23 protein-coding genes and 1 tRNA gene are annotated in these 23,224 nt (G+C 67.9%); 10 read left to right on the top strand and 14 right to left on the bottom strand.

What is annotated here, in order from left to right:
• Positions 1-4: 4 nt before the first annotated feature.
• The 5 genes from AC4ELS_RS07460 to AC4ELS_RS07440 are packed head-to-tail and all read right to left on the bottom strand — an operon-like array spanning position 5 to position 4,982.
• Positions 5-1,327 (bottom strand): DUF58 domain-containing protein, encoded by a 1,323-nt coding sequence (locus AC4ELS_RS07460; RefSeq protein ID WP_499046586.1) that lies wholly within the window; start codon positions 1,325-1,327, stop codon positions 5-7.
• Complete coding sequence (locus AC4ELS_RS07455) at positions 1,327-2,301, bottom strand: AAA family ATPase (protein ID WP_499046584.1); 975 nt, start codon at positions 2,299-2,301, stop codon at positions 1,327-1,329. The genes AC4ELS_RS07460 and AC4ELS_RS07455 overlap by 1 nt, the downstream gene beginning before the upstream one ends.
• Positions 2,298-3,425 (bottom strand): DUF4350 domain-containing protein, encoded by a 1,128-nt coding sequence (locus AC4ELS_RS07450; RefSeq protein ID WP_499046582.1) that lies wholly within the window; start codon positions 3,423-3,425, stop codon positions 2,298-2,300. Before AC4ELS_RS07450 ends, AC4ELS_RS07455 begins: the two co-directional genes overlap by 4 nt.
• Positions 3,422-4,009 carry a DUF4129 domain-containing protein gene (locus AC4ELS_RS07445; protein WP_463791851.1) on the bottom strand — a complete coding sequence of 196 codons (588 nt, stop codon included), beginning with the start codon at positions 4,007-4,009 and terminating at the stop codon, positions 3,422-3,424. The genes AC4ELS_RS07450 and AC4ELS_RS07445 overlap by 4 nt, the downstream gene beginning before the upstream one ends.
• 1 nt (position 4,010) lies before the next feature.
• Positions 4,011-4,982 carry a DUF7847 domain-containing protein gene (locus tag AC4ELS_RS07440; protein WP_499046580.1) on the bottom strand — a complete coding sequence of 324 codons (972 nt, stop codon included), beginning with the start codon at positions 4,980-4,982 and terminating at the stop codon, positions 4,011-4,013.
• A gap of 39 nt (positions 4,983-5,021) precedes the next feature.
• On the opposite strand from AC4ELS_RS07440, the gene AC4ELS_RS07435 reads away from it, so the two are divergent.
• The 3 genes from AC4ELS_RS07435 to AC4ELS_RS07425 are packed head-to-tail and all read left to right on the top strand — an operon-like array spanning position 5,022 to position 6,369.
• The gene (locus AC4ELS_RS07435) at positions 5,022-5,693 is read left to right on the top strand and encodes an SIMPL domain-containing protein (RefSeq protein WP_499046577.1); all 672 of its coding nucleotides are present in this window, start codon (positions 5,022-5,024) and stop codon (positions 5,691-5,693) included.
• A 19-nt stretch (positions 5,694-5,712) separates the two neighbouring features.
• A complete protein-coding gene (locus AC4ELS_RS07430) occupies positions 5,713-6,177 on the top strand; it encodes a GatB/YqeY domain-containing protein (RefSeq protein ID WP_003883826.1) in 465 nt (154 codons plus the stop codon).
• Between the two features lie 45 nt (positions 6,178-6,222).
• Positions 6,223-6,369 (top strand): hypothetical protein, encoded by a 147-nt coding sequence (locus AC4ELS_RS07425; protein ID WP_165609148.1) that lies wholly within the window; start codon positions 6,223-6,225, stop codon positions 6,367-6,369.
• 3 nt (positions 6,370-6,372) lie between these two features.
• On the opposite strand, the gene AC4ELS_RS07420 is transcribed toward AC4ELS_RS07425, so the two are convergent.
• Genes AC4ELS_RS07420 through AC4ELS_RS07410 form a run of 3 tightly spaced genes read right to left on the bottom strand, consistent with a single transcriptional unit; the run spans position 6,373 to position 8,402 of the window.
• Entirely contained in the window at positions 6,373-7,035 is a 663-nt protein-coding gene (locus AC4ELS_RS07420) for a phosphodiesterase (RefSeq protein WP_463791847.1), read from the bottom strand.
• Positions 7,036-7,076: 41 nt separating this feature from the next.
• Complete coding sequence (locus AC4ELS_RS07415) at positions 7,077-7,871, bottom strand: acyl-CoA thioesterase (protein WP_463791846.1); 795 nt, start codon at positions 7,869-7,871, stop codon at positions 7,077-7,079.
• A 36-nt stretch (positions 7,872-7,907) separates the two neighbouring features.
• A complete protein-coding gene (locus AC4ELS_RS07410; RefSeq protein WP_499046575.1) occupies positions 7,908-8,402 on the bottom strand; it encodes an SRPBCC family protein in 495 nt (164 codons plus the stop codon).
• Positions 8,403-8,470: 68 nt separating this feature from the next.
• On the opposite strand from AC4ELS_RS07410, the gene AC4ELS_RS07405 reads away from it, so the two are divergent.
• Positions 8,471-9,625 carry a serine/threonine-protein kinase gene (locus tag AC4ELS_RS07405; RefSeq protein ID WP_499046573.1) on the top strand — a complete coding sequence of 385 codons (1,155 nt, stop codon included), beginning with the start codon at positions 8,471-8,473 and terminating at the stop codon, positions 9,623-9,625.
• A gap of 103 nt (positions 9,626-9,728) precedes the next feature.
• Positions 9,729-9,998 (top strand): hypothetical protein, encoded by a 270-nt coding sequence (locus AC4ELS_RS07400; RefSeq protein ID WP_498887561.1) that lies wholly within the window; start codon positions 9,729-9,731, stop codon positions 9,996-9,998.
• 68 nt (positions 9,999-10,066) lie between these two features.
• Here AC4ELS_RS07400 and AC4ELS_RS07395 read toward each other — a convergent pair.
• From AC4ELS_RS07395 to ponA2, 4 genes are all read right to left on the bottom strand, one after another.
• Positions 10,067-10,140: transfer RNA gene (locus tag AC4ELS_RS07395), tRNA-Pro, on the bottom strand.
• A 291-nt stretch (positions 10,141-10,431) separates the two neighbouring features.
• On the bottom strand, positions 10,432-11,538 hold the full coding sequence (cds1, locus tag AC4ELS_RS07390) for an L-cysteine desulfhydrase Cds1 (protein ID WP_463791843.1): 1,107 nt from the start codon (positions 11,536-11,538) through the stop codon (positions 10,432-10,434).
• On the bottom strand, positions 11,535-12,479 hold the full coding sequence (locus AC4ELS_RS07385) for a metallophosphoesterase (protein ID WP_064881207.1): 945 nt from the start codon (positions 12,477-12,479) through the stop codon (positions 11,535-11,537). Before AC4ELS_RS07385 ends, cds1 begins: the two co-directional genes overlap by 4 nt.
• A gap of 27 nt (positions 12,480-12,506) precedes the next feature.
• Positions 12,507-14,957, bottom strand: coding sequence for a transglycosylase/D,D-transpeptidase PonA2 (gene ponA2 / locus AC4ELS_RS07380; protein ID WP_064881206.1), 2,451 nt, complete (start codon positions 14,955-14,957; stop codon positions 12,507-12,509).
• A 326-nt stretch (positions 14,958-15,283) separates the two neighbouring features.
• On the opposite strand from ponA2, the gene AC4ELS_RS07375 reads away from it, so the two are divergent.
• The 5 genes from AC4ELS_RS07375 to AC4ELS_RS07355 all read left to right on the top strand — a co-directional run bounded on the left by AC4ELS_RS07375 (position 15,284) and on the right by AC4ELS_RS07355 (position 21,082).
• Positions 15,284-15,613 carry a WhiB family transcriptional regulator gene (locus AC4ELS_RS07375; protein ID WP_019347376.1) on the top strand — a complete coding sequence of 110 codons (330 nt, stop codon included), beginning with the start codon at positions 15,284-15,286 and terminating at the stop codon, positions 15,611-15,613.
• A 94-nt stretch (positions 15,614-15,707) separates the two neighbouring features.
• A complete protein-coding gene (locus AC4ELS_RS07370; protein ID WP_498887557.1) occupies positions 15,708-17,309 on the top strand; it encodes a PucR family transcriptional regulator in 1,602 nt (533 codons plus the stop codon).
• A 122-nt stretch (positions 17,310-17,431) separates the two neighbouring features.
• On the top strand, positions 17,432-18,799 hold the full coding sequence (locus tag AC4ELS_RS07365) for a type III PLP-dependent enzyme domain-containing protein (RefSeq protein ID WP_499046571.1): 1,368 nt from the start codon (positions 17,432-17,434) through the stop codon (positions 18,797-18,799).
• 13 nt (positions 18,800-18,812) lie between these two features.
• On the top strand, positions 18,813-20,225 hold the full coding sequence (locus AC4ELS_RS07360; RefSeq protein ID WP_064958179.1) for an amino acid permease: 1,413 nt from the start codon (positions 18,813-18,815) through the stop codon (positions 20,223-20,225).
• The gene (locus AC4ELS_RS07355; RefSeq protein ID WP_499046568.1) at positions 20,222-21,082 is read left to right on the top strand and encodes a serine hydrolase; all 861 of its coding nucleotides are present in this window, start codon (positions 20,222-20,224) and stop codon (positions 21,080-21,082) included. Before AC4ELS_RS07360 ends, AC4ELS_RS07355 begins: the two co-directional genes overlap by 4 nt.
• Here AC4ELS_RS07355 and bagB read toward each other — a convergent pair.
• On the bottom strand, positions 21,049-22,182 hold the full coding sequence (bagB, locus tag AC4ELS_RS07350; RefSeq protein ID WP_448445336.1) for an ATPase BagB: 1,134 nt from the start codon (positions 22,180-22,182) through the stop codon (positions 21,049-21,051). The two genes, AC4ELS_RS07355 and bagB, sit on opposite strands and share 34 nt — an antisense overlap.
• Positions 22,182-23,213: an ATPase BagA gene (gene bagA, locus AC4ELS_RS07345; protein ID WP_448445643.1), complete on the bottom strand. Its 1,032-nt coding sequence runs from the start codon at positions 23,211-23,213 to the stop codon at positions 22,182-22,184. Before bagA ends, bagB begins: the two co-directional genes overlap by 1 nt.
• Positions 23,214-23,224 lie beyond the last annotated feature (11 nt).

The raw sequence follows: 23,224 nt of genomic DNA, 5'->3' as shown, positions 1-23,224 counted from the left end.
GGGGCTAGAGCTTGCCCGCAGCCTTCATCGCCAGATAGTGGTCGGCCAGGGCCGGCGCCAGGTCCTCGGGGCGGGCATCGACCACGTCGACCCCGTGGCCGCGCAGCCGCGACGCGATGGCCCGGCGGTCGTTTCGGGCCCGTTCGGCGGCCGCCGCGTCATAGACCTGCGCGGCGTCGGACCGACCCGCCGCCAACTGGTCCACCCGCGGATCGGACACCGCGGCCAGCAGGACCTGATGTCGCGACGACAGTAGCGGCAGCACCGTCATCAACCCCTCGTCGAGCGCCGAGGCGTTGAGATCGGTCAGCAGCACCACCAGGGCCCGGCCCCGCACCCGCCGCGACACCGCCGAGACCATCGCCGTCGCATCGGATTCCACCAGCGCGGGCTGCAGGGGCGCCATCGCCGCGACCAGCGCGGCCAATAGTTCGGTGCGCGAGGCGCCCCACACCCCGGCACGTGTCACCCGGTCGATGGCCAGGAAGTCGACGTGATCTCCGGCGCGGGCAGCCAGCGCCGCCAGCAGCAGTGCGGCGTCCATCGACCAGTCCAGTCGCGGCCACCCGCCCGGATCCAGCGCGGTCGGGTCCACCCCGACCCGGCCCGCCGAGGTGCGGCCGGTGTCGAGCACGATCACCACGCGCCGGTCGCGCTCCGGACGCCAGGTACGCACCACGACGTCGGCGCGCCGGGCAGTGGCGCGCCAGTCGATCGAGCGGACGTCGTCGCCGACCACATACTCCCGCAGCGAGTCGAATTCGGTGCCCTGACCGCGGATCAGCACGGGGATCGCACCGTCCAACTGCCGCAGCCTGGCCAGCCGGGACGGAAGATGCTTGCGTGACAGGAACGGCGGCAGGACCCGTACCTGTCCGGGTAGCCGTTGCGAGCGTTGGCGTCCGGCGAGTCCCAGTGGCCCGACCGACCGCACCGTGAGCAGCTCGCAGCGCTGGTCGCCGCGGCGCACCGGGTGCAATCGAGTGGTCAGGGAAACTGCTTGTCCCGCGACGATATTCACCTGGTGGGTGCGCGGTTGTGCCGACGCGCTGGGTGGCCAGGCATCGCGGACGGCGCCGCGGACCGTCCGCCGTCCGGTGTTGTGCACGGTGAGCCCGGCCTCGACGCTCTGGCCCAGCCGTGCGGTGGACTCGCCGCTGCGGGTGACCTGCAGGCTGCCGATGCGACCGGCCAGTGCGACATCTGCGACCACCGCTGCCGCCAGCAACGCCGCCAGTGTAGCGAAAGCCGTTGCCGGCCAAGGGGCCAACGCGATCGGCAGCACGCAGACCAGTGCCACCAGACCGGCGCGGCCGGTGAGAACCATCAGCGCGGCACCGGGACGGCGGCCAGGATGCCGTCCAGTACTCCGTCAGAGGTGGCGCCTTCCAACTCGGCCTCGGGACGCAGCGCCACCCGGTGGCGAAGCGTCGAACGGGCCATCGCCTTGACGTCGTCGGGAGTCACGTAGTTCCGGCCGGACAGCCAGGCCCAGGATCGCGACGTGGCCAGCAGCGCGGTCGCGCCGCGCGGTGACACACCGAGCTGCAGGGACGGGGAATGCCGGGTGGCCCCGACGATGTCGACGATGTAACCGAGCACCTCGTCGCCGGCCAGGACCCGACGCACCGCGTCGCGCCCGGCGGCAAGCTCGGCCGCGCCGGCCACCGGCTGGACGGCTGACAGGTCACGCGGGTCGAAGCCCTGCGCATGCCGGCTCAGGATCGCGATCTCCTGATCCCGCGGCGGCAGCGGCACGGTGAGCTTGAGCAGGAAGCGGTCCAACTGAGCCTCGGGTAGCTGATACGTGCCCTCGTACTCGATCGGGTTCTGGGTGGCTGCCACGATGAACGGGTCGGGCAGCGGCCGAGGCATGCCGTCGACGCTGACCTGACGCTCCTCCATGGCTTCCAGAAGGGCCGCCTGGGTTTTCGGTGGCGTCCGGTTGATCTCATCGGCCAGCAGCAGGTTGGTGAACACGGGGCCGGCGCGGAACTCGAACTCGGCGGTGCGCGCGTCGTACACCAGCGAGCCGGTGACGTCGCCGGGCATCAGGTCCGGCGTGAACTGCACGCGCTTGGACTCCAACTGCAGGGCCGCCGCCAGGGTGCGCACCAGCAGGGTCTTGGCCACCCCCGGCACGCCTTCGAGCAGCACGTGCCCGCGACACAGCAGCGCTACCACCAGCCCGCTGATCACTGCATCCTGTCCGACCACCACCTTGGCGATCTCGTTGCGCAGGGCCAGCAGGGCGTCACGGGCCGAATCGGAGCCGGCATTCTCTGGATGGGGCTGAGTCACGACTGCGCGACCTGCCTTTCGATGTCGTCGAGTTGGTGTGCGAGGTGGACGAGTTCGGCGTCGGTCGCAGGCGGTGGGCCGAACAGGATGTGTCCGACCGAGTTCGAGGCGGTGCCGCACCGCGCGGCGACAGCGGCGGCCACCGCCTGTGGTGCCGCCGACGAGTTCAGGCCGAGCCTGGGCAACATCCGGCCCAGTGCGGCCGCGCGCAAGGCGTCGGCGGCCCGGTCGCGGGCCCGGCGGGAGCGGTACAACCGGCCACGCCCCTCGACGGTCTCCGACGCGCGGACCACCACGGGCAGAATTTCGGCGACCAGCGGACCGAGGCGCCGTCCCTGCGCCACCGCGAGCAGGGCCACCACCAGGCACAGCTGCAGGACGATCCACCGGATCTGCGGCGGCATCAGATCCGACAGCGTGCCGTCACCAGTCGACTCGGCCTCGAAATGCTGTGGTGCATACCAGATCACCCGCGGTGCGGCACCGGCCAGATTCATCGCCAGTGCCGCGTTGCCCTGCTTGAGCAGGCGCGCGTTGGTCATGAAGGAGTCGGCGCCGACGACCGTGACGGTGCGCGTCCCGTCGTGGTAGCGGACCAGCGCGCCGTCGTAGCACGACGTCAGCGGCGAACTGTCGGCGGCGACGTAGGTGTCGGTGGTGCCCAGCTGGACGGCACCGGCCCGGTTCGCCTCGGGCAGTTCACAATCCGGCTCGCGGCCGCCGAACTCCGTCGGTTTGCCGAGCCGGACCTGAGGTGCCAGCTTCTCCCGAACGAGTCCGGACGGCGCGACCAACAGGAGGTCGCCGGGGGTATCGGCGAGCCGGTCGACGGTCTTGTCGCTGGACAGATACATCGTCTGCGCCACCACCAGCAGGGTGCCGGGCCGGGCGGCCTGCTGCACCTGGTCGGCATCGGTCGCGGTGATCACCTCGACACCGTGGTCCCGCAGCAGACTGACCAACGCGTGCGTTCCCTCCGGCGACGTCGACTCGGGGTCCAACGCGCCACCGGGGCGCGGTGCGGTCAGATACACCGTCACGACGGAAACCGCGACGATCACGGCGAACCCCAGCAGAACCCAGCGTGCCGTGCGGAAACGGTGTCGGATCGAATCGGCGCTCACGGCACCCCGGCCTCGTCGAGTGCCGCGATCTCCCGGTAGGCCGCCTCGGTACCCGGTTGCTCGCCGTAGGTGACGTCGTTGAACGTGTTTGCCGCGCTGAACAGTCCGGCCGACAGGCCCGGTAGTGCCGCCGCGGCGTCGCGGGCGAGTTCGGTCGCGGTGCGGCCCGGGACCGCGTCGAGCACCCCGGTTTCCTCAAGGTGGCGGGCCAGCGCGCGGACCCGGTGACGAATCGCGGCCGACCAATCTCCCTGTGCGGCATATTGTTCAGCGATCGAACGGTGCTGTGCGGCGCTGAGCTCCTGACTGCCGAACAGGGCGTGGTCGGCGCGACGCGCAGTACGCATGGTGCGCCGTGCGATCCGCACCGCCACCACGACGGCCACCACGAGCAGGATGGCCAGCACCGAGATGGTGAACCAGCCACCGGGGATCGTCGAGCCCGCCGCGGTGATCCGGTACAGCAGATCGTTGATCCAGTCGCCGATCTGATCAGTCGGTGAAGCCCTGGGATAGATCGGTTTGGTCAGCTCGTTCTGCGCGGCGTCGTGCGCAGCGTCACGGTCGATGTCGATGCCCGTCACCTCAGACGTACCGCGGCAGCCATAGTTGGTCGGTAGTTTCCACCGGTGCACCCGCGCCTGTCTGCAGCATCAGGTCGAACGCCTCGGCGCGGAACCGCCGGTCGGCGTAGAGCAGCACCACCACGCCCGCGCTGAACGGTGCGGTGACGATCTGCCCGATCGCTCCACCGACGGCAGTGAGGATCAGTGCAGGCACCGTGGGGCCCTCGGCGACCATCGTCATGATCTGCCCCGCCACGTTGAACGGCGCACCCACCCCCCAGGCCATCACCGCGGCCACGATGGTGGCCAGCACCCAGATGCCGAACACACGCCAGAAGTCCTTGTTCACCAACGTGAATGACCGCTTGACCGCATCGACGATGCCAAGCTGCTCCAGCACGATCGCCGCGGGGGCGAACAGCAGAACCGTCGACACGTAGAGCACACCGAGCAACGTGAGCAGCACGAGTGGCATACCGACGGCGAACGCGGCCAACCCGCCGCCCAGTGCACCGGCTCCGACGATCACGACCGCGACGATCCCGACGACCACCACCAGGGCCAGGGCCTGCAACACGGTCAACCCGATCAGCGCCGGCAACCGTCCGCGCAGCCGTCGCCAGGCCTCGCCGATGGTGATGGTGCCGCCGAACACCGAGCGGCCGATCACCACCGTGAGCATGCCGCTGAGCAGAAGCGAGGCCAGAGTCGTGACGACGATGCCGACGAACGCCCCGGTCGCGAACACCGCGATGGTCCCGGATGACGGGGTCTCGCCCTGCAGTGTGGGGTCGAATTCGCCGAGGGCGGACAGCGGCCCGATCTGCAGTGCGAGCGTGACGATCTGCGACGCGAGAACGACCACGGTGGCCAGACCCAGCGTCGCCTTCGGATTGGTGCGGACGTAGGCGAGGGAGCCGCTGAAAATGTCGGTCAGGCTCAACGGGCGAAGCGGGATGGCACTCCCCGCATATGGCCGACCGCTCGTCATCCTCTCACCGTAGTTCCCGTCAGCAACTACGGTGGACCCATGCCGACCGAGATCATCGTGCGTGGGTCTTTTTCCGCGTTTCGGCCGCCGGAACGTGCGACGGTCCATGCCACGCTCGGTTACGAGGGGCCGGCCATCGAACCGGTATACGAGCGCGTGGTGCGCGACCTCGACACGGTGAAATCCTCGATCACCCCGCTGCACAAGCCCGAGGCCGGCCCGGTCACCTGGTGGTCCACCGGCCAGGTCCGCACCTGGGCCAACCGACCCTGGAACAACGAGGGCAAGCAGCTGCCGCTCGTGCACCACGCAAGTGTCGACATCCAGGTCAAGTTCAGCGATTTCACCGCGTTGTCGCGATGGGTCGGCGGTCATGTCACCGAAACCGGCGGCTTTTCGTTGTCGCGGATCGAATGGGCGCTGACCACCGAGCATCGCGATGAGCTGGTCGCCCAGGTCCACACCCAGGCGGTGCAGGACGCCGTCACCCGGGCCCAGCGCTACTCCGATGCCCTGGCACTCGGGCCGGTGCGGCCGGTGGCGATCGGCGACGCCGGGATGGTGTGCCGGCCGCCCGACGATTCGTCGTCCCCGCCGATGATGCGTGCCATGGCAGTGCGCGGAGGCGTGGCGCCCGAAATCGAGTTCGCACCCGCCGATATCGAGGTCTCGGTCGCGGTCGACGCGAAATTCGTGGCGGGCGACGACTGATCGCAGCTAGGTTGGCGCTATGGCCGAGCTCAAGGACAAGCTGCGTGCGGATCTGACCGCCGCGATGAAGTCGCAGGACAAACTGCGCACCGCCACCCTGCGAATGGTGCTGGCCGCCATCCAGAGCGAAGAGGTCTCCGGTAAGCAGGCAAGGGAACTGTCCGACACCGAGGTGATCGCGGTGCTGGCCCGCGAATCGAAGAAGCGCGGCGAGGCGGCCGAGGTCTACACCCAGAACGGGCGTGGCGAATTGGCGGCCAACGAGCACGCCGAGGCCAGGATCATCGACGAGTATCTGCCCACCCCGTTGACCGATGCCGAGTTGGCCGACGTCGCCGACACCGCCATCGCGCAGGTCGCCGAGCAGATCGGGGAACGGCCCGGCATGCGTCAGATGGGCCAGGTGATGAAGGCCGCCACCGCCATTGCCGCGGGCAAGGCCGACGGGGCGCGGTTGTCGGCGGCGGTCAAGGCCCGGCTGTAGCGCTCGCGATGCGTTGAAACCCACGGCGACGGGTATCTCAAGCTCATGCCAACCGGTAAGGGGATCTACGACGAAGAGCACCGCGAGAACAGCGGTGAAGCGACCGACAAGCGTGATCGGGCCAAGAAAGTTCCGGAAGACACCCCGGATGTCGACACCACCGAGAGCACCAGTCAGGAGCCGCCCGACTGAACGCTATTCGGCATCGCGCCCGACGCGGCTGCCGTGGTAGGCGCTGCGCCGGATATCTGCCAGCCACGTGGGCACCAGTCGGACGCCGTCGGCCTCGTGCAGTGCGGGATCGAAGGACACGTCACGACCGTGCGGCAGCTTCTCGCGCAGTGACAGCCGGGCGACGGGCTCGAATTCGCCGGTGGCGGGGGACTGCTCGATGTCGAACTCGACCCCACCGCGTTCCAATTGCTGGTTCACGCTGCCGAGCGAAAGCCCGGCGCCATCGAAGTCGGTGGTCAGGCGGGCTCGCAGCCACCACAGCGCGCCCTCGAATCGCAGCGGCATCACACTCGAGAACGTGATCCCGGCCCAGGAATTGGCCGGCCACAAGACAAATCGATTGCCGGCCAGTGTGGAGGCCAACAGCACATCCCACGGTGTCCCCGACAGCTGCGGTGGCATCCGCCACGCCAGGCCGGCGATGTCCGGCACCGAATCCGGTGTCCCGATCCCTTTCGACAACCTCCCGACCACATCGCACGAGTAGAGCGGCAGGCCTCGGCCGGCGGGTGTGGTGCGCTCCAGATGGCCTCGCGCCAGCACACCGTTCGGGTGGAACAGCCGTCGGTGCCGCATCGCGGCACCGAGCTCGACCGGCCAGGACGCGACATCGGAGATCTTCATGCCACCGGTTGCCCGCCCTGCGGCGGTGACAAACGTCGCAGCTAGACCGGAATCCGCCAGAGCGCTTCCTGGCTGACGCTGGCGATCAGTGTGCCGGCGGCGTCGTACAGCGAGCCGCGGGCCAGACCACGGGAATCGTTGTGGTTCGCCGACTGCAACTCATATCGGTGCCAGCCGCGGGGAAGGAACGGGCGATGGAACCAGATCGAGTGGTCCAGGCTGGCGGCGAAGCCGAGATCGGACCGCAGCGGGACCGTCGGCGGGAGCGCTGAGGGGACCGGACCGAGATCCGACATGAAGGTCAGGGTGCAGGCCCGGATCAGCGGATCGTCCTCGATCTCGACCTGGCTGCGGATCCAGAACGGCGACACCGCGAACTCTGAGGTGTCGCTGGGCATGGTGCGTAGGTCGAACTTGTCGCCGAAGTCCATGACGTCGTGCTTTGGGGCGGCCGCGTCGAACTCCAGGGCGGGCACGGCGTCGGGAGACCAATCCAGACCGGGCTCGGGTTGATGGAACGACGCCAGCATCTCCAGGATCACCTTGCCGTCCTGGCTGGCCGTGACGTGCCGGGTCGCGAACGCGCGTCCGTCGCGGGTGCGGTCGACGTGGAACTCGACGTCGGCGTCGTAGCGACCGCCGCGGACGAAGTAGGTGTGCAGCGATTGCGGAAGCTGGCCGCCATCGACCGTGGCCCCCGCCACGCTCAACGATTGGGCGGCGATCAGCCCGCCGAACAGCCGCTCGGTCGCCCCTCTGCGCGGTTCCCGAATGCAGAAGTCATCACCATCGCGATCGAACTGCAACAGTTCGGCGATCCAGCTCAGCGCGGCCATCGGCCGACGCTATCAACTGCTTGGTTGGGACCTTGGTCACACTCGGGCGAAATAGCGCTGGCCGTCAGAGGCCAGGCGCCCGAACGCCGCTTTGACCACCGGCGCCAACCCCTTGAACGGGATCGCGAACAACGGCTTCGGCTCGATCGCCACAATCCAGGTGAACTGCGTCTCTCCGTCGCCCGCGGGCTCTACCAGGTAGTCCTCGGCGAACCGGCGCAGCGACGGAATGTTGGCGTGGTCGACGGTGAACGAGTACCGCCGGCCCTCCTCCCACCGGAAGAACGTCTCGTGCACCCGAGCGACCCCGGGTGCCAGCGTCACCTCGCGGGAGGTGCCGACGCCGAACGGCCGCGGCGACAGCCACTCGACCTTGTTGACCGACGGTCCCCAGGCGGCCAGGGACTCATCGGAGACCAGCGACTCCCAGACCTTTTCTGGCGGCGCGGCGAACCGCTTCTGATAGGTGAAGGTGTGCGGCGCCGTGCTGAAGAAGGCGGCGTCGGCGGGTTCCAGCCTGAACCGGGGCATGGTGCCAGCATGCCGTAGAACGGCACTCCGGGATACTTGGAGCCAAGCGCACGGCGGAGGGGAGATCTATGACGGCGGCGCTCGCCGGCCGCTACGAGCTACGTGGCGTGCTCGGCCGAGGCGGCATGGCCGAGGTGCGCGATGGCTGGGACACCCGGCTGTCGCGTCCGGTCGCGATCAAACTGCTCTACCCGGCCCTGGCCTCCGACGAAGCGACACGTCGGCGGTTCGAGGACGAAGCGCGCGCCGCTGCCGCGCTCAACCACCCCAACATCGTCGCGGTCCACGACTGCGGTGACGACCACGGGACGCCGTTCATCGTGATGGAAAGGCTGCCTGGGCCGACCCTTGCCGAGGAGATCGCGGCCGGACCGCTGTCCGCTGACCGGGTGCGTTGGGTGCTGACCGACCTGCTGGGTGCGCTGACCGCTGCCCACGGCGCGGGCATCCTGCACCGCGACATCAAACCTGGCAACGTCCTGATCACCAGTTCGGGGACCGCCAAGCTTGCCGACTTCGGTATCGCCAAGACCGCCGGAACCGCCCACACCCACGTCGGGACCGTGTTCGGCACACCGGATTACCTCAGCGCACAACGGATTACGGGCCACCCGGCGACGGTGTCGGATGATCTGTACGCCGTCGGTGTCCTCGGCTACGAGGCGCTGACCGGACGGCGGCCCTTCACTCGGGACCACCCGATCGCCACCATGCGCGCAGTCGTCGACGAAGCCCCGATGCCGATCGGCATGCTGCGCCCCGACGTCGACCCCGCTCTGGTCCACGTGCTGGAGCGCGCGATGGCGCGGGACCCGGCCTATCGCTTCGCCGACGCCGCCGAGATGCGGGCGGCATTGCACGCCGCGCCGACGGCTCCTCCTGCGACCCTGATGCTGCCTTCCCCGCTACCGGCCCGCCGGTCGCGCGTTCGGATGGTGCTCGCCGGACTGGCCGTGGCGGCGGCCGGCGTCCTCGGGGCCATCCTGCTGATCGCCGATCCGCCGCCGCAGCGCGCGCCGGCCGTGACGCCGGTGACCACCACTGTCGAGCCGACGGTGCCTGCCGCGACGAGCATCCCGACCTTCCGGCCTACGCTCCCGCCTGACGAGGGCGATTGGGGCAACTGGAACGGCCACGGTCAAGACCAGGGCGATGGCGATGGCAATGGCAATGGGAACGGCAACGGCAAGGGCCACGGCAAGAAAGGCCATCCGCATGAGTGACGGCGCCTGACCCGCCTGGCGATCCGTCCGGGGACCGGCCCGAGATTGGGAATAGATGCCGGGGTCGCAACGGTTTCCATTGCATAGAAACTCTATGTTTTCAATGGATTGGTTCGATATGAATAAATTCGGCATCAAACTCTCCACCGCGGTTGGTGGATGCGCGGTTGTTGCACTGAGTGCGTTGGGGGTCGTCGGAGGCCTGCAGAGTCATCCCGTCTCGCTTCTCGGGTCCGAGCCGGCATCTCCGATGCAGACCGGGGTAACCATCACGCCGTCCAACCCGGCGCAGGCACCCGAGGTCCCCATGGCCACTCCGGGAATCAAGGGACCGGCTCCGCTGCCGCCGGAAGAACAGGGACTACCGGGATAGGCAAGCTTTCGACCGGAAAGACAAAGGCCCAGACCGGATCTCTCTGGTCTGGGCCTTGAACACACGAGTCGGGGTGGCGGGATTCGAACCCACGACCTCTTCGTCCCGAACGAAGCGCGCTACCAAGCTGCGCCACACCCCGTGTGAAGCTCCGACAGCGTATCGCACCGGGTACCTCGGACGCCAAACGGCCACCTCTGCGCCGGTTTCTGCCGCTGGGCGGTGCGCCGGCGCAGATCACAACCCTGGTGTGGAAACCGACCACGGGAAGTGACGAAGATCGGCGACGGGAAGCAATGAGGGTGTCGGTGGTGTTCTACCCACTGACGACATCCGAACCGACTGGAGTACTCATGACCGTCCTGGGCGCCACCATTTACCTGGGGTTCTTCGCGCTGGCAGCGTTTTGGCTGTTCCTGACGGCCGAGACGGATCAGGACCAGCTGCCCGAGCGCTCGAACTCCGACAGCACCTCCGCCGAATCCGACAGGTCCAGGCCCTGGGCGCTGAGCCAGTCGGCATCGAAGTAGGTATCCGCGTAGCGGTCACCGCTGTCGGCCAGCAGGGTCACCACCGACCCGCTGCGGCCGTGCGCGATCATCTCCGCCAGCAGCTGGAACGCCCCCCACAGGTTGGTTCCGGTCGACGGGCCGACGCGGCGGCCAAGGACCCGGCTGGCGTGATGCGCCGCGGCCACCGACCCGCAGTCGGGGACGGTGATCATCCGATCCACCACACCCGGCAGGAACGACGGCTCGACTCGCGGCCTGCCGATGCCCTCGATGCGTGACGAGGCGCCCGTGACGACGTCGTCGCGGCCCTGCGCGTAGCCGGGGAAGAACGCGGAATTCTCCGGGTCGACGACACACAACTGCGTGGCATGCCTGCGGTAGCGGATGTAGCGGCCGATGGTCGCACTGGTGCCACCGGTGCCGGCCCCCACCACGATCCACTCCGGAACCGGATGCGGTTCCAGACGCATCTGCTCGTAGATCGACTCGGCGATGTTGTTGTTGCCGCGCCAGTCGGTGGCCCGTTCGGCGTTGGTGAACTGGTCCAGGTAGTGCCCGCCGGTCTCCTCGGCCAACCGCTGCGCCTCGGCATACACCTGCGATGACTCCGCGACGAAATGGCAACGGCCGCCTTGGGCTTCGATGAGCGCGATCTTGGAGCCACTGGTCGAGGCGGGCATCACCGCGATGAACGGCAACCCCAGCAGTGCGGCGAAGTAGGCCTCCGACACCGCTGTCGACCCCGAGGACGCCTCGATGATCGTGGTGCCCTCACCGATCCAGCCGTTGCACAACCCGTAGAGGAACAGGGACCGAGCCAGCCGGTGCTTGAGGCTGCCGGTGATGTGGGTGGACTCGTCCTTGAGATACAACTGCGCGTCGACACCACTGCTCCAGGTCGCCGGCAGCGGATAACGCAGCAGATGGGTGTCGGCGCTGCGCTTGGAATCGGCCTCGATCAGCCGCACCGCATTGTCGACCCACCGGCGTGGCCGGGGACGCGACGCGGTGCAGCCCGGTTGGCTCACCGGGCCGAGACGGCCGGGCTGGATTGCCCGGCCCTGATCCCGACGTGGCCGCCGCCGGTCGGCGCTGCGACGAGCGTCAGCAGGGTGGCCTCGGGGCGGCAGCAGAACCGCGCCGGCGCGAACGGCGACGTGCCGATACCCGCGGACACGTGCAGCTGCATGTGGGAACCCCACTTCGAGGCGCCCTTGGCTCGCGACCGGTCCAGTTCGCAGTTGGTCACGATGGCTCCGTAGAACGGCAGGCACAGCTGCCCGCCGTGGGTGTGCCCGGCAAGCACCAGTTGATAGCCGTCGGCGGCGAAGCGGTCCAACACCCGCGGTTCGGGGGAGTGCGTGAGCCCCAAAGTCAGATTCGCCGCGCCGTTGGCTCGGCCGGCGATGGTGTCGTAGCGGTCGCGCTTGAGGTGCGGATCATCGACGCCGGCCACCGCGATGTGCTGCCCGGCCACCTCGACGTCCCGACGGATGTGGGTCATGTCGAGCCAGCCACGTTCGGTGAACGCTGCCCGCAGGTCCTGCCACGGCAGCGGTTCACCGTGCGTCCGATGATCCGGGTTGGTGAGGTAGTTCAGCGGGTTCTTCAGACGCGGCGCGAAATAGTCGTTGCTGCCGAACACGAACAGGCCGGGCGCCGACAGCAGATCGCTCAGGGACTGCACGACGGCGGGCACGGCCTTCGGATGGGCCAGGTTGTCGCCGGTGTTGACCACCAGATCGGGCTCGAGGCGTGCCAGATCACGCAGCCAGGCCTGCTTACGGCGCTGGTTGGGACGCATGTGCAGATCGGACAGGTGCAGCACCCGAAGGGGTGACGAGCCAGGGGCCAGTACCGGCATGGTCGCTTCCCGCAGCACGAACGCATTGCGCTCGATGAGGGTTGCGTAGCCGATCCCGGCAACCAGCGAACCGGCGGTGACGGCAGCTGCCTTCTTCACTGACATGCAGGCAAGCCTACTGCGAACCGATGGTCACGGGGGCGGTGGAGGGCCGAGCACCGGGACGGTGATCGGAGGCAACCCCGGGATCTCGACGACCGTCTGGCCGATCTCGGGCGGCGGGCCGCCCGGCAGCGGGAACGGGAACTCGGGCGGCGGTGGGGCCGGCGGGATCCCGTTACTGACCTGGATCGTGATGATCGAGCCCGGAATCGTCTGGCCGCTGGGCGCGGTACCGACGACGGTGCCGGCGCGCGAGCTGCTGTTGACCGAGGCGGAGCCATCGGCCACCTGGAATCCGGATTCCTTGAGCCGCTGGCGCGCGGCCGTCTCATCCAGTCCGGTCACGGTCGGGACCACCGAGCCGGGGCCGCCGTCGACGTAACGCGGATCTGTCGGCGGCAGGGCGACCGGGCCGAAGTTGTTGGCGATCGGCTTCAGCGCCGTGAACCAGGTACGGGCCGGTTCGTTACCGCCGAACAGGTTGCCGTCGCCGCACTGGCGCAGCGGGAACGAGCACAGCTCGCCGGGGCTGGTGGAATCGTCGTAGATGTAGTTGGCCGCGGCGTACTGATTGGTGAAGCCCAGGAAGCCCGACGACCGGTGCGCCTCGGTGGTGCCGGTCTTGCCCGACATCGGCAGGTCCCAGCCGACCGAACCGGCAGACCCGGAGGCGGTGCCGCCGGCCTGGTCGTCCTTGCTCATCGCGTTGGCCAGGGTGTTGGCCAGCCCCTCGGGCACCGCCTGATCGCAGGTCTCGGTCGTCACCGACACCTCCTGGCCGTGGCGATCGAGCACCTGGCCGATCGGATTGGGCGGGCACCAGGTGCCGCCGGAGGCCAGCGTGGCCGCGACATTCGACAATTCGAGTGCGTTGACCTCGATGGGCCCCAGGGTGAACGAGCCGATGTTCTGGCGCTTGACGAAGTCGGCCAGGCTTTCGTTGCTGTCGGGGTCGTAGTCGCGGGCGGTGCCGGGCAGCGCGTAGGACCGCAGCCCCAGCTTGACGGCCATGTCGACCGACCGTTGCACGCCGATCTGCGAGATCAGCTTGGCGAACGCGGTGTTCGGGGAGGTGGCCAGCGCATCGGTGACGCTCATCGAACCTCGGTAGCCGCCGGCGTTCTTCACGCACCAGGTTTCCTTCGGGCAACCCGGGGTGTCACTGCTGCCCAGCCCCTTGGCCTGGAAGAAACCGGGCACCGCCAGTTGGGTGTTGATGCCCATCCCCATGTCCATGGCCGCGGCCGTGGTGAAGATCTTGAAGATCGATCCGGCGCCGTCGCCGACGAGCGAGAACGGCTGCGGCTGCATGGTCTCGCCGGCATCGGTGTTCAGGCCGTAGGTGCGGTTGCTGCCCATCGCCAGCACCGGGTGGGATTCCTTGCCCGGCTTGATCACGCTCATCACGCTGGCGATGCCGGGTGCGTCCGGGCGGGCGATGCTGTCGATCGCCGACTTCACCGAGCCCTGCACATCGGGGTCCAGCGTGGTCTTGATCAGGTAACCGCCCTTGGCCACCTGCTCCTTGGACAGTCCGGCGCGGGCCAGGTACTCCAGCGCGTAATCGCAGAAGAACGCCCGGTCACCGGCTGCGATGCAGCCACGGGGCAGTTCATTGGGCTGCGGCAGGATGCCCAACGGCTGTTGCTTGGCGGCCCGCAGCGCGTCGGCCTCCTGCGGGATGTTGTCGATCATGGTGTCCAGCACCAGGTTCCGTCGGGCCAGGGCGCCGTCGGGGTTGGTGTACGGGTTCAGCGCACTGGTGGACTGCACCATGCCGGCCAACAGCGCGGCCTGCTGCCAGTTCAGCTCGGAGGCGTTGACGCCGAAATAGGTCTGTGCAGCGTCCTGAACACCGAACGCGCCGTTGCCGAACGAGACCAGGTTCAGATAGCGGGTCAGGATCTCGGGCTTGGTGAAGGTCTTGTCCAGCGTGAGGGCCATCCGGATCTCACGCAGTTTGCGGGCCGGTGTGGTCTCGATCGCGGCGCGGCGCTCGGCATCGGTCTGGGCGATGACGAGCAGCTGGTAGTTCTTCACGTACTGCTGCTCGATGGTCGAACCGCCGCGGGTGTCGGAGTCGCCGCGCATATATCCGGTGAGGCCGGTCAGCGTGCCCTGCCAGTCCACGCCGTTGTGTTCGGCGAACCGCTTGTCCTCGATGGAGACCAGGGCAAGCTTCATGGTGTTGGCGATCTGATCGCTCGGCACCTCGAAGCGTCGCTGTGAATACAGCCACGCGATGGTGTTGCCCTTGGCGTCGACCATGGTCGAGACCTGCGGAACCTCGCCGTCGACCAGGGCGGCCGAGCCGTTGGCCACCACGTCGGAAGCCCGGTTCGACATCAGGCCGAATCCACCCACCAACGGGAACATGAAGGTGGCCGCCAGCACACTCGCGAGCAGGACGCACCAGGCGAGTTTGATGATGGTGACCGCTTGGGGTGGCTGCGCGGGCGGTCGTGTCGGCGGCTCCGGCATGGGTACAGAGTAGCCAGGTCGCCGAGCGGCGCTGCCTGTGAGCGGGCCCCGCGGACATATCGCGCTTGCCTGCAGAAACACCTCGGTGCGCACCGAACCGGGTCAGACGGCACGGCCGTCCCAAAAAAGTGGGCGACAAACTGTTGCGTAAATACCCTCTGACCACCTAGCTTGGACACACAGTGCGATCCAGGTAACACGGGCTGTCGCAATGTGGCGTAGATCGCAATAGCGTTCTACACCGGAAGGTTCAACGCCCGTCATCTGGGGAGATGACAGGAACGAAGGGATCGCTGGTGTCAGGTACAAGAACTGTCGCAGACAAGATGAACGCTTCCGCCCCCGCCACGAATCTGGTCCATCGAGGCGAAGGTGAAGCCCGGATCGCCTGGGTCTCACAGGCGCGATGCCGTCAAGCCGATCCGGACGAGCTGTTCGTCCGCGGTGCCGCGCAACGCAAAGCCGCGGTGATCTGCCGCCACTGCCCGGTGATCCTCGAATGTGGTGCCGATGCACTCGACAACCGTGTGGAGTTCGGCGTCTGGGGCGGGATGACCGAACGTCAGCGTCGTGCCCTGCTCAAGCAGCATCCCGAAGTCATTTCCTGGGCCGAGTTCTTCGCAGCCCAGCGCAAGCACCACCGCAGCGCGGTCTAGCGCCGGTGTCTTCTCGCGGGCTGACCTGGCCCGCGCGCGCCAAAGTCCAGCCGACGGTAGTGTATTCGGTTGTGGCACATGGTAATCAGCGGCAGTGAGTGAGCCTGCCAGCGTTCTTCCGTTGTCGGCGATGGTTTCTGGCGCCGCCGGCATGTTGATGCCGCTACCGACCGCCGAACCCGCCGACGATCCGTTGTTGAATGACGTCGTCCTGCATGAGCCCGGCACCCCGGCGGACTACACCGGCACCATCGTGTTGGTCAGCACCCGCGTAGAGGATCGCTTCGCACTCGGGTCGTTGCTCGACGAGGTGGGAACCGCTGCGGCCATTGTGCTTCCACCCGACGCGGCAACCGACGTATCGATGTTGCCCGTCCACTCCACGAGGTTGTTCCGGCGTTCGCCCTGGGTGGGCTGGAGCGAACTGTTCCGGGTCCTGATCCGGCTGCTCGGTGCGGGCCGCATCGTCAACCCGGCCCCGCAGGTGGACAACCTGCAGGCCCTGGCCCGCTGGATCAGCAGCCAGACCGGCGCCCCGGTGACCATCGAGGATCTGGATTCCCGCGTGCTGGCCTATGCCGTCGTGGGGCCGGATGTCGACCCGATTCGGAACCAGACGATCCTGGGCGGTGCGGTACCCGCCTGGCGGGTCGAACGGCTCATGTCCACCGGATTCCTGCCCGCGGTCTGGCGATCCGATGACGTGGTCGTGCGCAACGCCGAGGATGACGACCCGGCCCGCATGGTGGTGTCGATGAAATCCGGCACCGAAACGCTGGGCACCATCTGGGCGGCGCTGGACGACGCTACCGACCGCGAAGAACTGCGCCAGCTGCTGTTGCAGGTACGCCAGACCGCCGCGGCGATGATGTTGCGGGAAGTTCACCGCGACCAATACGAACGTCGCCTCCAGGAATCGGCCCTGGTCGACCTGCTCTCGCGTGGGGTGGACCCTGGAGTCCCGGCGGCCTTGCTCGGGCTGCAGCCAGACAGCAGACACGCTGTCCTGGCGCTGGGCGCCGACACGTCTGCGTCGCGCGCCCTGATGTTCCATGTCCAGGCGCTCCGCGCCGGCGCCCGCACGGCACGGGTCGGGGACGAACTGCTCATCGTGCTTCCGGTGCTGGACGACGAATCCGCCGAGACGGATCTGGCCGACAGCCTGTCCAGGCACCTGGCCCGGGTTTCGCCTGCCCACGCGGGCGCGGTCGCCGTCGGCCCCGTCGTCGAGGCCATCGCCTACCTGCGCGACTCTGCCATCGTCGCGCGTCAGGTTCTCGACGCTGCCGCGCTCAGAGCCGCACACCCGCCGCAGGTCAGGCAGCCGGTTCTCACGGCTGCCGACGTGCCCGACGCACTGGCCCTGGTGCGGGCGGCCGACCTGCTCGATCCGATGGCCGACGTGATGACAGAACCCCTGTCAGCCCTGCGCCGGCACGACACCGACCACGGCACGGCATTCATCGACACCGTCGCCGCGGTGCTCGACCATCCCGGCAATCTGACCGGAGCCGCCCGCGAATTGGGCATCCACGCCAACTCACTGCGCTACCGGCTGGACCGGATCCGCGTGGTCTCCGATATCGACCTGCAGTCACCGGCGGCCAGGCTCCGCGCGGCCCTGGGCCTGCTGGTGTGGGAACGCCGCGCGGGCCGCTCTCCCGTCGAGATCGACAAGAAACCGGGATCTGGTTAGTGCATTTCGGAGACACCGCCACCCGCGTCGCGGCACTTCCTCTGAATCCGACGAAGATCCGCGCGAAATTCCTCAGCTCGTATGGCTCTCACCACCAACCGCCGCATTCATAGGGTTTATCTGTGATTGATGCACCCCCGCGAACCAGGGATACCCTGCCGACTCCGGACACCCTGCTGCGCCGCCGCGAACAGGTCGTCGGCGATGTTGCCCGGCAGGCGTTCATCGACGACCTGCACCCGCTGTGCGGAGTCGTCGACCTGGACACGCTCGATGAGCTGATGCGGTCGTTGAGCCAGGCTTATCCGGCATCCATGCCGGCACTGCACACCATCGCGGCCAAGGCGATCACGCTGTGTCCGGTGCTCACCCGGTTCGCCCAGGCGGGATTCGGCTGCGAGGTGGCGAGCCCGGGCGAACTCCAACTCGCGCTGGCCGCAGGCTTTCCCGCCGAACACATCGTGTTCGACTCCCCGGCGAAGACCGCGACCGAGATCGAGCAGGCACTGGCGCTCGGGATCTCGTTCAACATCGACAACTTCGAAGAACTGGCGCGGGTGGACCAGTCCGTCGTCCGGGTGGGTGGGCACCGATCGGTCATCGGCATGCGACTGAATCCGCAGACCGGGGCCGGGGCCATCGGCGCCATGAGCACCGCGACGTCGACGTCCAAATTCGGAATCGGTCTGGCCGACCATCGCGAAACTGTCATCGCCGCCTTCGCGGCCCGGCCCTGGCTGACGCAGCTACACGTGCACAGCGGTTCGCAGGGCCTGAGTCTGGAACACGCTGCCGAGGGGGTCCGGCTGATCACCGATCTCGCAGCCGACATCACGGCGCGTACCGGGCATCAGCAGGTTCGCCGCATCGACATCGGTGGCGGGTTGCCGGTCAACTTCAGCTCGGACGACATCGTCCCGACCTTCGCCGATCACCGCGCCGTCCTGGAGCGCATGGTGCCGGAACTCTTCGATGGCACATACGGTTTGGTCACCGAGTTCGGCCGGGCGTTGACGGCCAAGGCGGGCACCATCGTGGCCAGGGTCGAGTACACGAAGGTCACCGGGGGCAGGCAGATCGCCATCACCCATGCCGGTGTGCAGGTGGCGACCCGCACGATTTTCGGGCCGGGGGAATGGCCGTTGCGGATCGAGGTGTACGACGCGCAGGGCCGGCGCCGCGCCGAGCAGTCTCAGCTGCAGGACATCGCAGGTCCGGCGTGCTTCACCGGCGACATGCTGGCCGTCGGCCGAGAACTACCCCTCGTCCACCAAGGGGACCTGGTGGCCGTACCGGACACCGGCGGCTACTACTTCTCAACCCACTTCTCCTACAACGCATTACCGCGGCCCGCGGTCTACGCGGTGGAGACCGACCCGGACGGCGGCCGACGCTGGTCGCTGGTCCGGCGCGCCCAGACGATCGAACAGATCGTGACCGAGGCCGGCGAACCCTCGCTCGTGCCCCTGCCCATCCGCCCCTGCGACTGATTGCGACCGCCACATGCTCGAATCGGAACCCCAGTTGTCCTCCGTCGATGAACCCCGCTCCGGACTGGCCAGATCGCTGAAAACGCGGCACATGACCATGATCGCGATCGGCGGGGCCATCGGTGCGGGGCTGTTCGTCGGTAGCGGCGCAGTCATCAAGACCGCCGGGCCCGCCGCGATCCTGTCCTATGTTCTGGCCGGCGCTCTGGTGCTGTGCACCCTGCGCATGCTGGGCGAGATGGTGGTCGCAAAGCCGAGGACGGGTGCCTTCGCCGACTACGCCAGGATGGGGATCGGCCCGTGGGCCGGCTTCACCCTCGGCTGGTTGTACTGGTACTACTACGTGATCATCATCGCGGTGGAAGCCGTTGCGGGGGCCAAGATCCTGTCAGTCTGGGTCGGCTTGCCACTGTGGATCATGGCCATGCTGCTGATGGCGGTGATGACCGTGACCAACCTGATCTCGGTGCGTTGGTTCGGCGAATTCGAGTTCTGGTTCTCCGGTATCAAGGTCGCCGCCATCGTGTCCTTCATCGTGCTGGGCCTGCTGTGGGTATCGGGAGTGTGGCCGGGCGACACCAGTGGGCTGAGCAATCTGGTGTCCCACGGCGGGTTCGCGCCCAACGGCGTCGGGGCGATCCTGGGCGCCGTCGTGGTGGTGATCTTTGCGTTCGGCGGAGCCGAGATCGTCACCATCGCCGCCGCCGAGAGCGCCGAGCCGGCCAAGTCGGTGGCCAGGGCCACCACCGGGGTCATCTGGCGGATCATCCTGTTCTACGTCGGGTCGATCTTCCTGGTCGTGTGCATCCTGCCGTGGAACGACGCGTCCGTGCTGTCCAGCCCGTACGTGGCCGCCCTGGACAAACTGCAGATTCCCGGCGCCGGCGTGATCATGAACTTCGTCATCCTCACCGCGGTGCTCTCGGTGCTGAACTCGTCGATCTACACGTCCTCGCGCATGCTGCGGGTGCTCGCGTCGCACGGTGACGCACCAGAGTGGTTGGTGCGCACCAACTCCCGCGGTGTTCCGACCAGGGCCGTGCTGGCCAGCACGGTCATCGGCTGGATCTCCGTGGTGCTCGCCTACATCGCCCCCGACTCGCTGTTCCTGTTCCTCGTGAACTCGTGCGGCGTCGTCGCCATCTTCATGTACGTGATGATCGGTATCTCCGAGCTGCGGGTGCGCCGGGCCATCGAACGTGACGACCCGTCCAAGCTGACGCTGAAGATGTGGTTCTTCCCGTATCTGACCATCGTGGTGATCGCGTGTTTCGTACTGGTCCTGGTTGCCATGCTGTTCGACGTCGATCAGCGCGTCCAACTGTTGGCCAGCGTCCTGAGTCTCGGTGTGGTCGTGGTGGCCTACGTCCTGCGCAAGCGGTTCGGGCGGGTACCCGTCGACGCCGACGTCGCCGAAGTGGCATGAGCGCGTTCTTCTCCCGAGCCTCGTCCTGGCTGGCCGACGCCGCGACCTGGTCGGCCCGCATCACCGACCTGAGCACCGGCCGGACCCTGTGGGAGCACACGCCGGACCGCGTGCTCAAGACGGCCAGTGTGGGGAAGGTCTTCCTACTGGCCGAGGTGGCGCGCCGGTTCGACGACGTGACCCTGGACCCCGGCGAAGTCCTCGCCGCCACCGCTGAGGACCAGGTGGCAGACTCCGGCATCGTCTATCTGTTACGGCAGCAGGACCAACGGATCGATGACCTGTGCCTGCTGATCGGTGCGGTCAGCGACAACATGGCCACCAACATTCTGCTTCGCCGGCTCGGTCTAGACGAGGTGCAACGCGCAACCCGCGACCTCGGGTTCACCGAGAGCGGGTTACGAGACCGGGTGCGGCTGAACAGATCCCAGGACGATCCGCTCACCCTTTCCACGGGGAATGCCGCGGAACTCTGCGAGTTCGTGGCGCGCCTGCAGAGGGGTGACATCCACAGCCCGGCGGTGTCCGAGCGGTTGCGACGCTGGCTCGGCGTCAACACCGATCTGTCCATGGTGGCGCGGGCATTCGGCCTGGACCCGCTGGCACACACCGAGCCCGACGCCGGGTTCGAGCTCTGGAACAAGACCGGGACCATCTCCGACGCGCGGATCGACATCGGATGTGTCGGGAACCCGGACAGCGGATGCCGGGTGGGCTACGCGGTCCTGGCCAATTGGGCCTGGGGTGAGGACCATCGCGATCCGGTGTTGGAAGCGATGGGACTGCTGGGGACCGAGATCCGCCGCTACCTGGAAGGCGCCGATCAGGCGGCGCCGGCCGCCTCCCCGGTGATCTGATCGGCGATCGCGCGCAGCGCGTCGAGATCCGAGACATCGAACGGCAGTGACGGCACCCCGACGATCGCGACATGCGGGTTGGCGCCGGTGAACCGGGACAGCAGCCGGATCTCACGCTTGGCGGTGTGGGCCCGGTCGGCGTGGATCCGCAGCACGGCCTCGGCCAGCGGGTCCGAACCCTCGGCCGCCAACGCGTCGGCGGCTTCCTCTGCCTTGTCGGCATGCAGATCGCACAGCGTGGGGTGGGTGCGGTTGAGGATCAGCCCCGCCAGCGGCATGTGTTCGTTCGACAGCCGGTCGACGAAGAACGAGGCCTCGCGCAGTGCGTCGGGCTCGGCCGCCGACACCACCACGAACTGAGTGCCGCGGCGCTTGAGCAATTCATAGGTCCGGTCGGCCTTCTCGCGGAACCCGCCGAAGGTGGCGTCCAGTGACTGCACGAAACCTGCTGCATCGGAGAGCATTTGCGAGCCGAGCACCGTGGACAGGGCCTTCATCGCCAGCCCGACGGCGCCGGTGACCAGCCGGCCGATCCCGCGTCCCGGCGCCAGCAGCATCCGCCACAGCCGACTGTCCATGAAGCTGCCCAACCGCTTCGGGGCATCGAGGAAGTCCAGGGCGTTGCGCGACGGCGGGGTGTCCACCACCACCAGATCCCACTTGTCCTCGGCCAGCAGCTGGCCGAGCTTCTCCATGGCCATGTACTCCTGCGTGCCGGCCAGCGAGGTCGCCACGGTTTGGTAGAACTGGTTCTCCAGAATGGAATCGGCACGGTCCGGCCCGGAGTACTGCACCACCATCTCGTCGAACGTGCGGCGCATGTCCAGCATCATCGCGTGCAGCTCCCCGGTGACCTCCGGGGCCAGTGGAACCCGCTGCGGGGTGTTCCCGAGATCCTTGATGCCCAGCGCCTGGGCCAGTCGCTTGGCCGGGTCGATGGTCAGCACCACGACGGTGCGGCCGTACTCGGCGGCCCGCAGTGCCATCGCAGCCGCGGTGGTGGTCTTGCCGACTCCGCCTGCGCCGCAACACACTACGACGCGGTTGGCGGTGTCGGACAGGATGGCGTGCATGTCAAGGGCGGGCGGTTTCGTACTCACTAGCGGACCCCCTGCTGTTCCAGTGCTTCGGCGAGTTCATACAGGCTGCCCAGGTCGACACCATCGGCCAGCGACGGCAGCTCGAGGCGGGGGACGTCGATGGCATCGAGCAGTTCGGCACTCTCGGCGCGTGCCGCGATCCGGGTGGCGTGCTGGATGGACTCGGTCAGCAGGCCCGCGAAATCGTTGTCCGCCAACGTGATTCCAGCCTTATCCAGGCCCGCGCGGACGGCGTCGGCGTCGATGTCACCCTCGGCGGCCTTGGCCAGATCCTCGGTGGGCAGGTAGGCCGGGATGTTGCGGTTGACGATCACGCTGCCGATCGGCAGGCCCATCTCGGTGAGTTCGTCGATGGCTTCCAGCGTTTCCTGGATGGGCAGTGCTTCCAGCAGCGTCACCAGGTGGATCGCGGTCTGCTCGGAGTGCAGCAGCTTGACCACACCGTCGGCCTGCGAGTGCACGGGCCCACCCTTGGCGAGGTCGGAGACCGCCTTGGTGACGTCCAGGAACCGCGGGATGCGGCCGGTGGGAGGGGAATCGACCACCACGGCGTCGTAAACGCCGCGCTTGCCCTTGGCGTCCTTGGGGGTGCGCGTCACGATTTCTTTGATCTTGCCGGTGAGCAGCACGTCACGCAGACCGGGAGCGATCGTGGTCGCGAATTCGATGGCACCGATGCGGCGCATGGCCCGGCCGGCCAGGCCGAGGTTGTAGAACATGTCGAGGTACTCCAGGAACGCGGCCTCGATGTCGATCGCGAGCGCGTTGACCTGTCCGCCGCCATCGGCCGTGGCCACCTTGACTTCCTCGTACGGCAGCGGCGGCACGTCGAACAACTGCGCGATGCCCTGGCGCTCCTCGACCTCCACCAGCAGCACCTTGCGGCCGCCGGCCGCCAGGGCCAGCGCCAGTGCGGCTGCGACGGTGGACTTGCCGGTACCGCCCTTGCCGGAAACGAAATGCAGCCGGGCCTTTGTGAGCCTTGACGGCCAGCCGACGTGTTTGGCGCCGCTCTCTGTGGTTGCCACCAGTGCATGCTAAC

This window comes from Mycobacterium shunyiense, from assembly GCF_058270035.1.
Note: the sequence above shows the minus strand (reverse complement) of the source record. Positions and strands in the feature narration are given on the sequence as shown.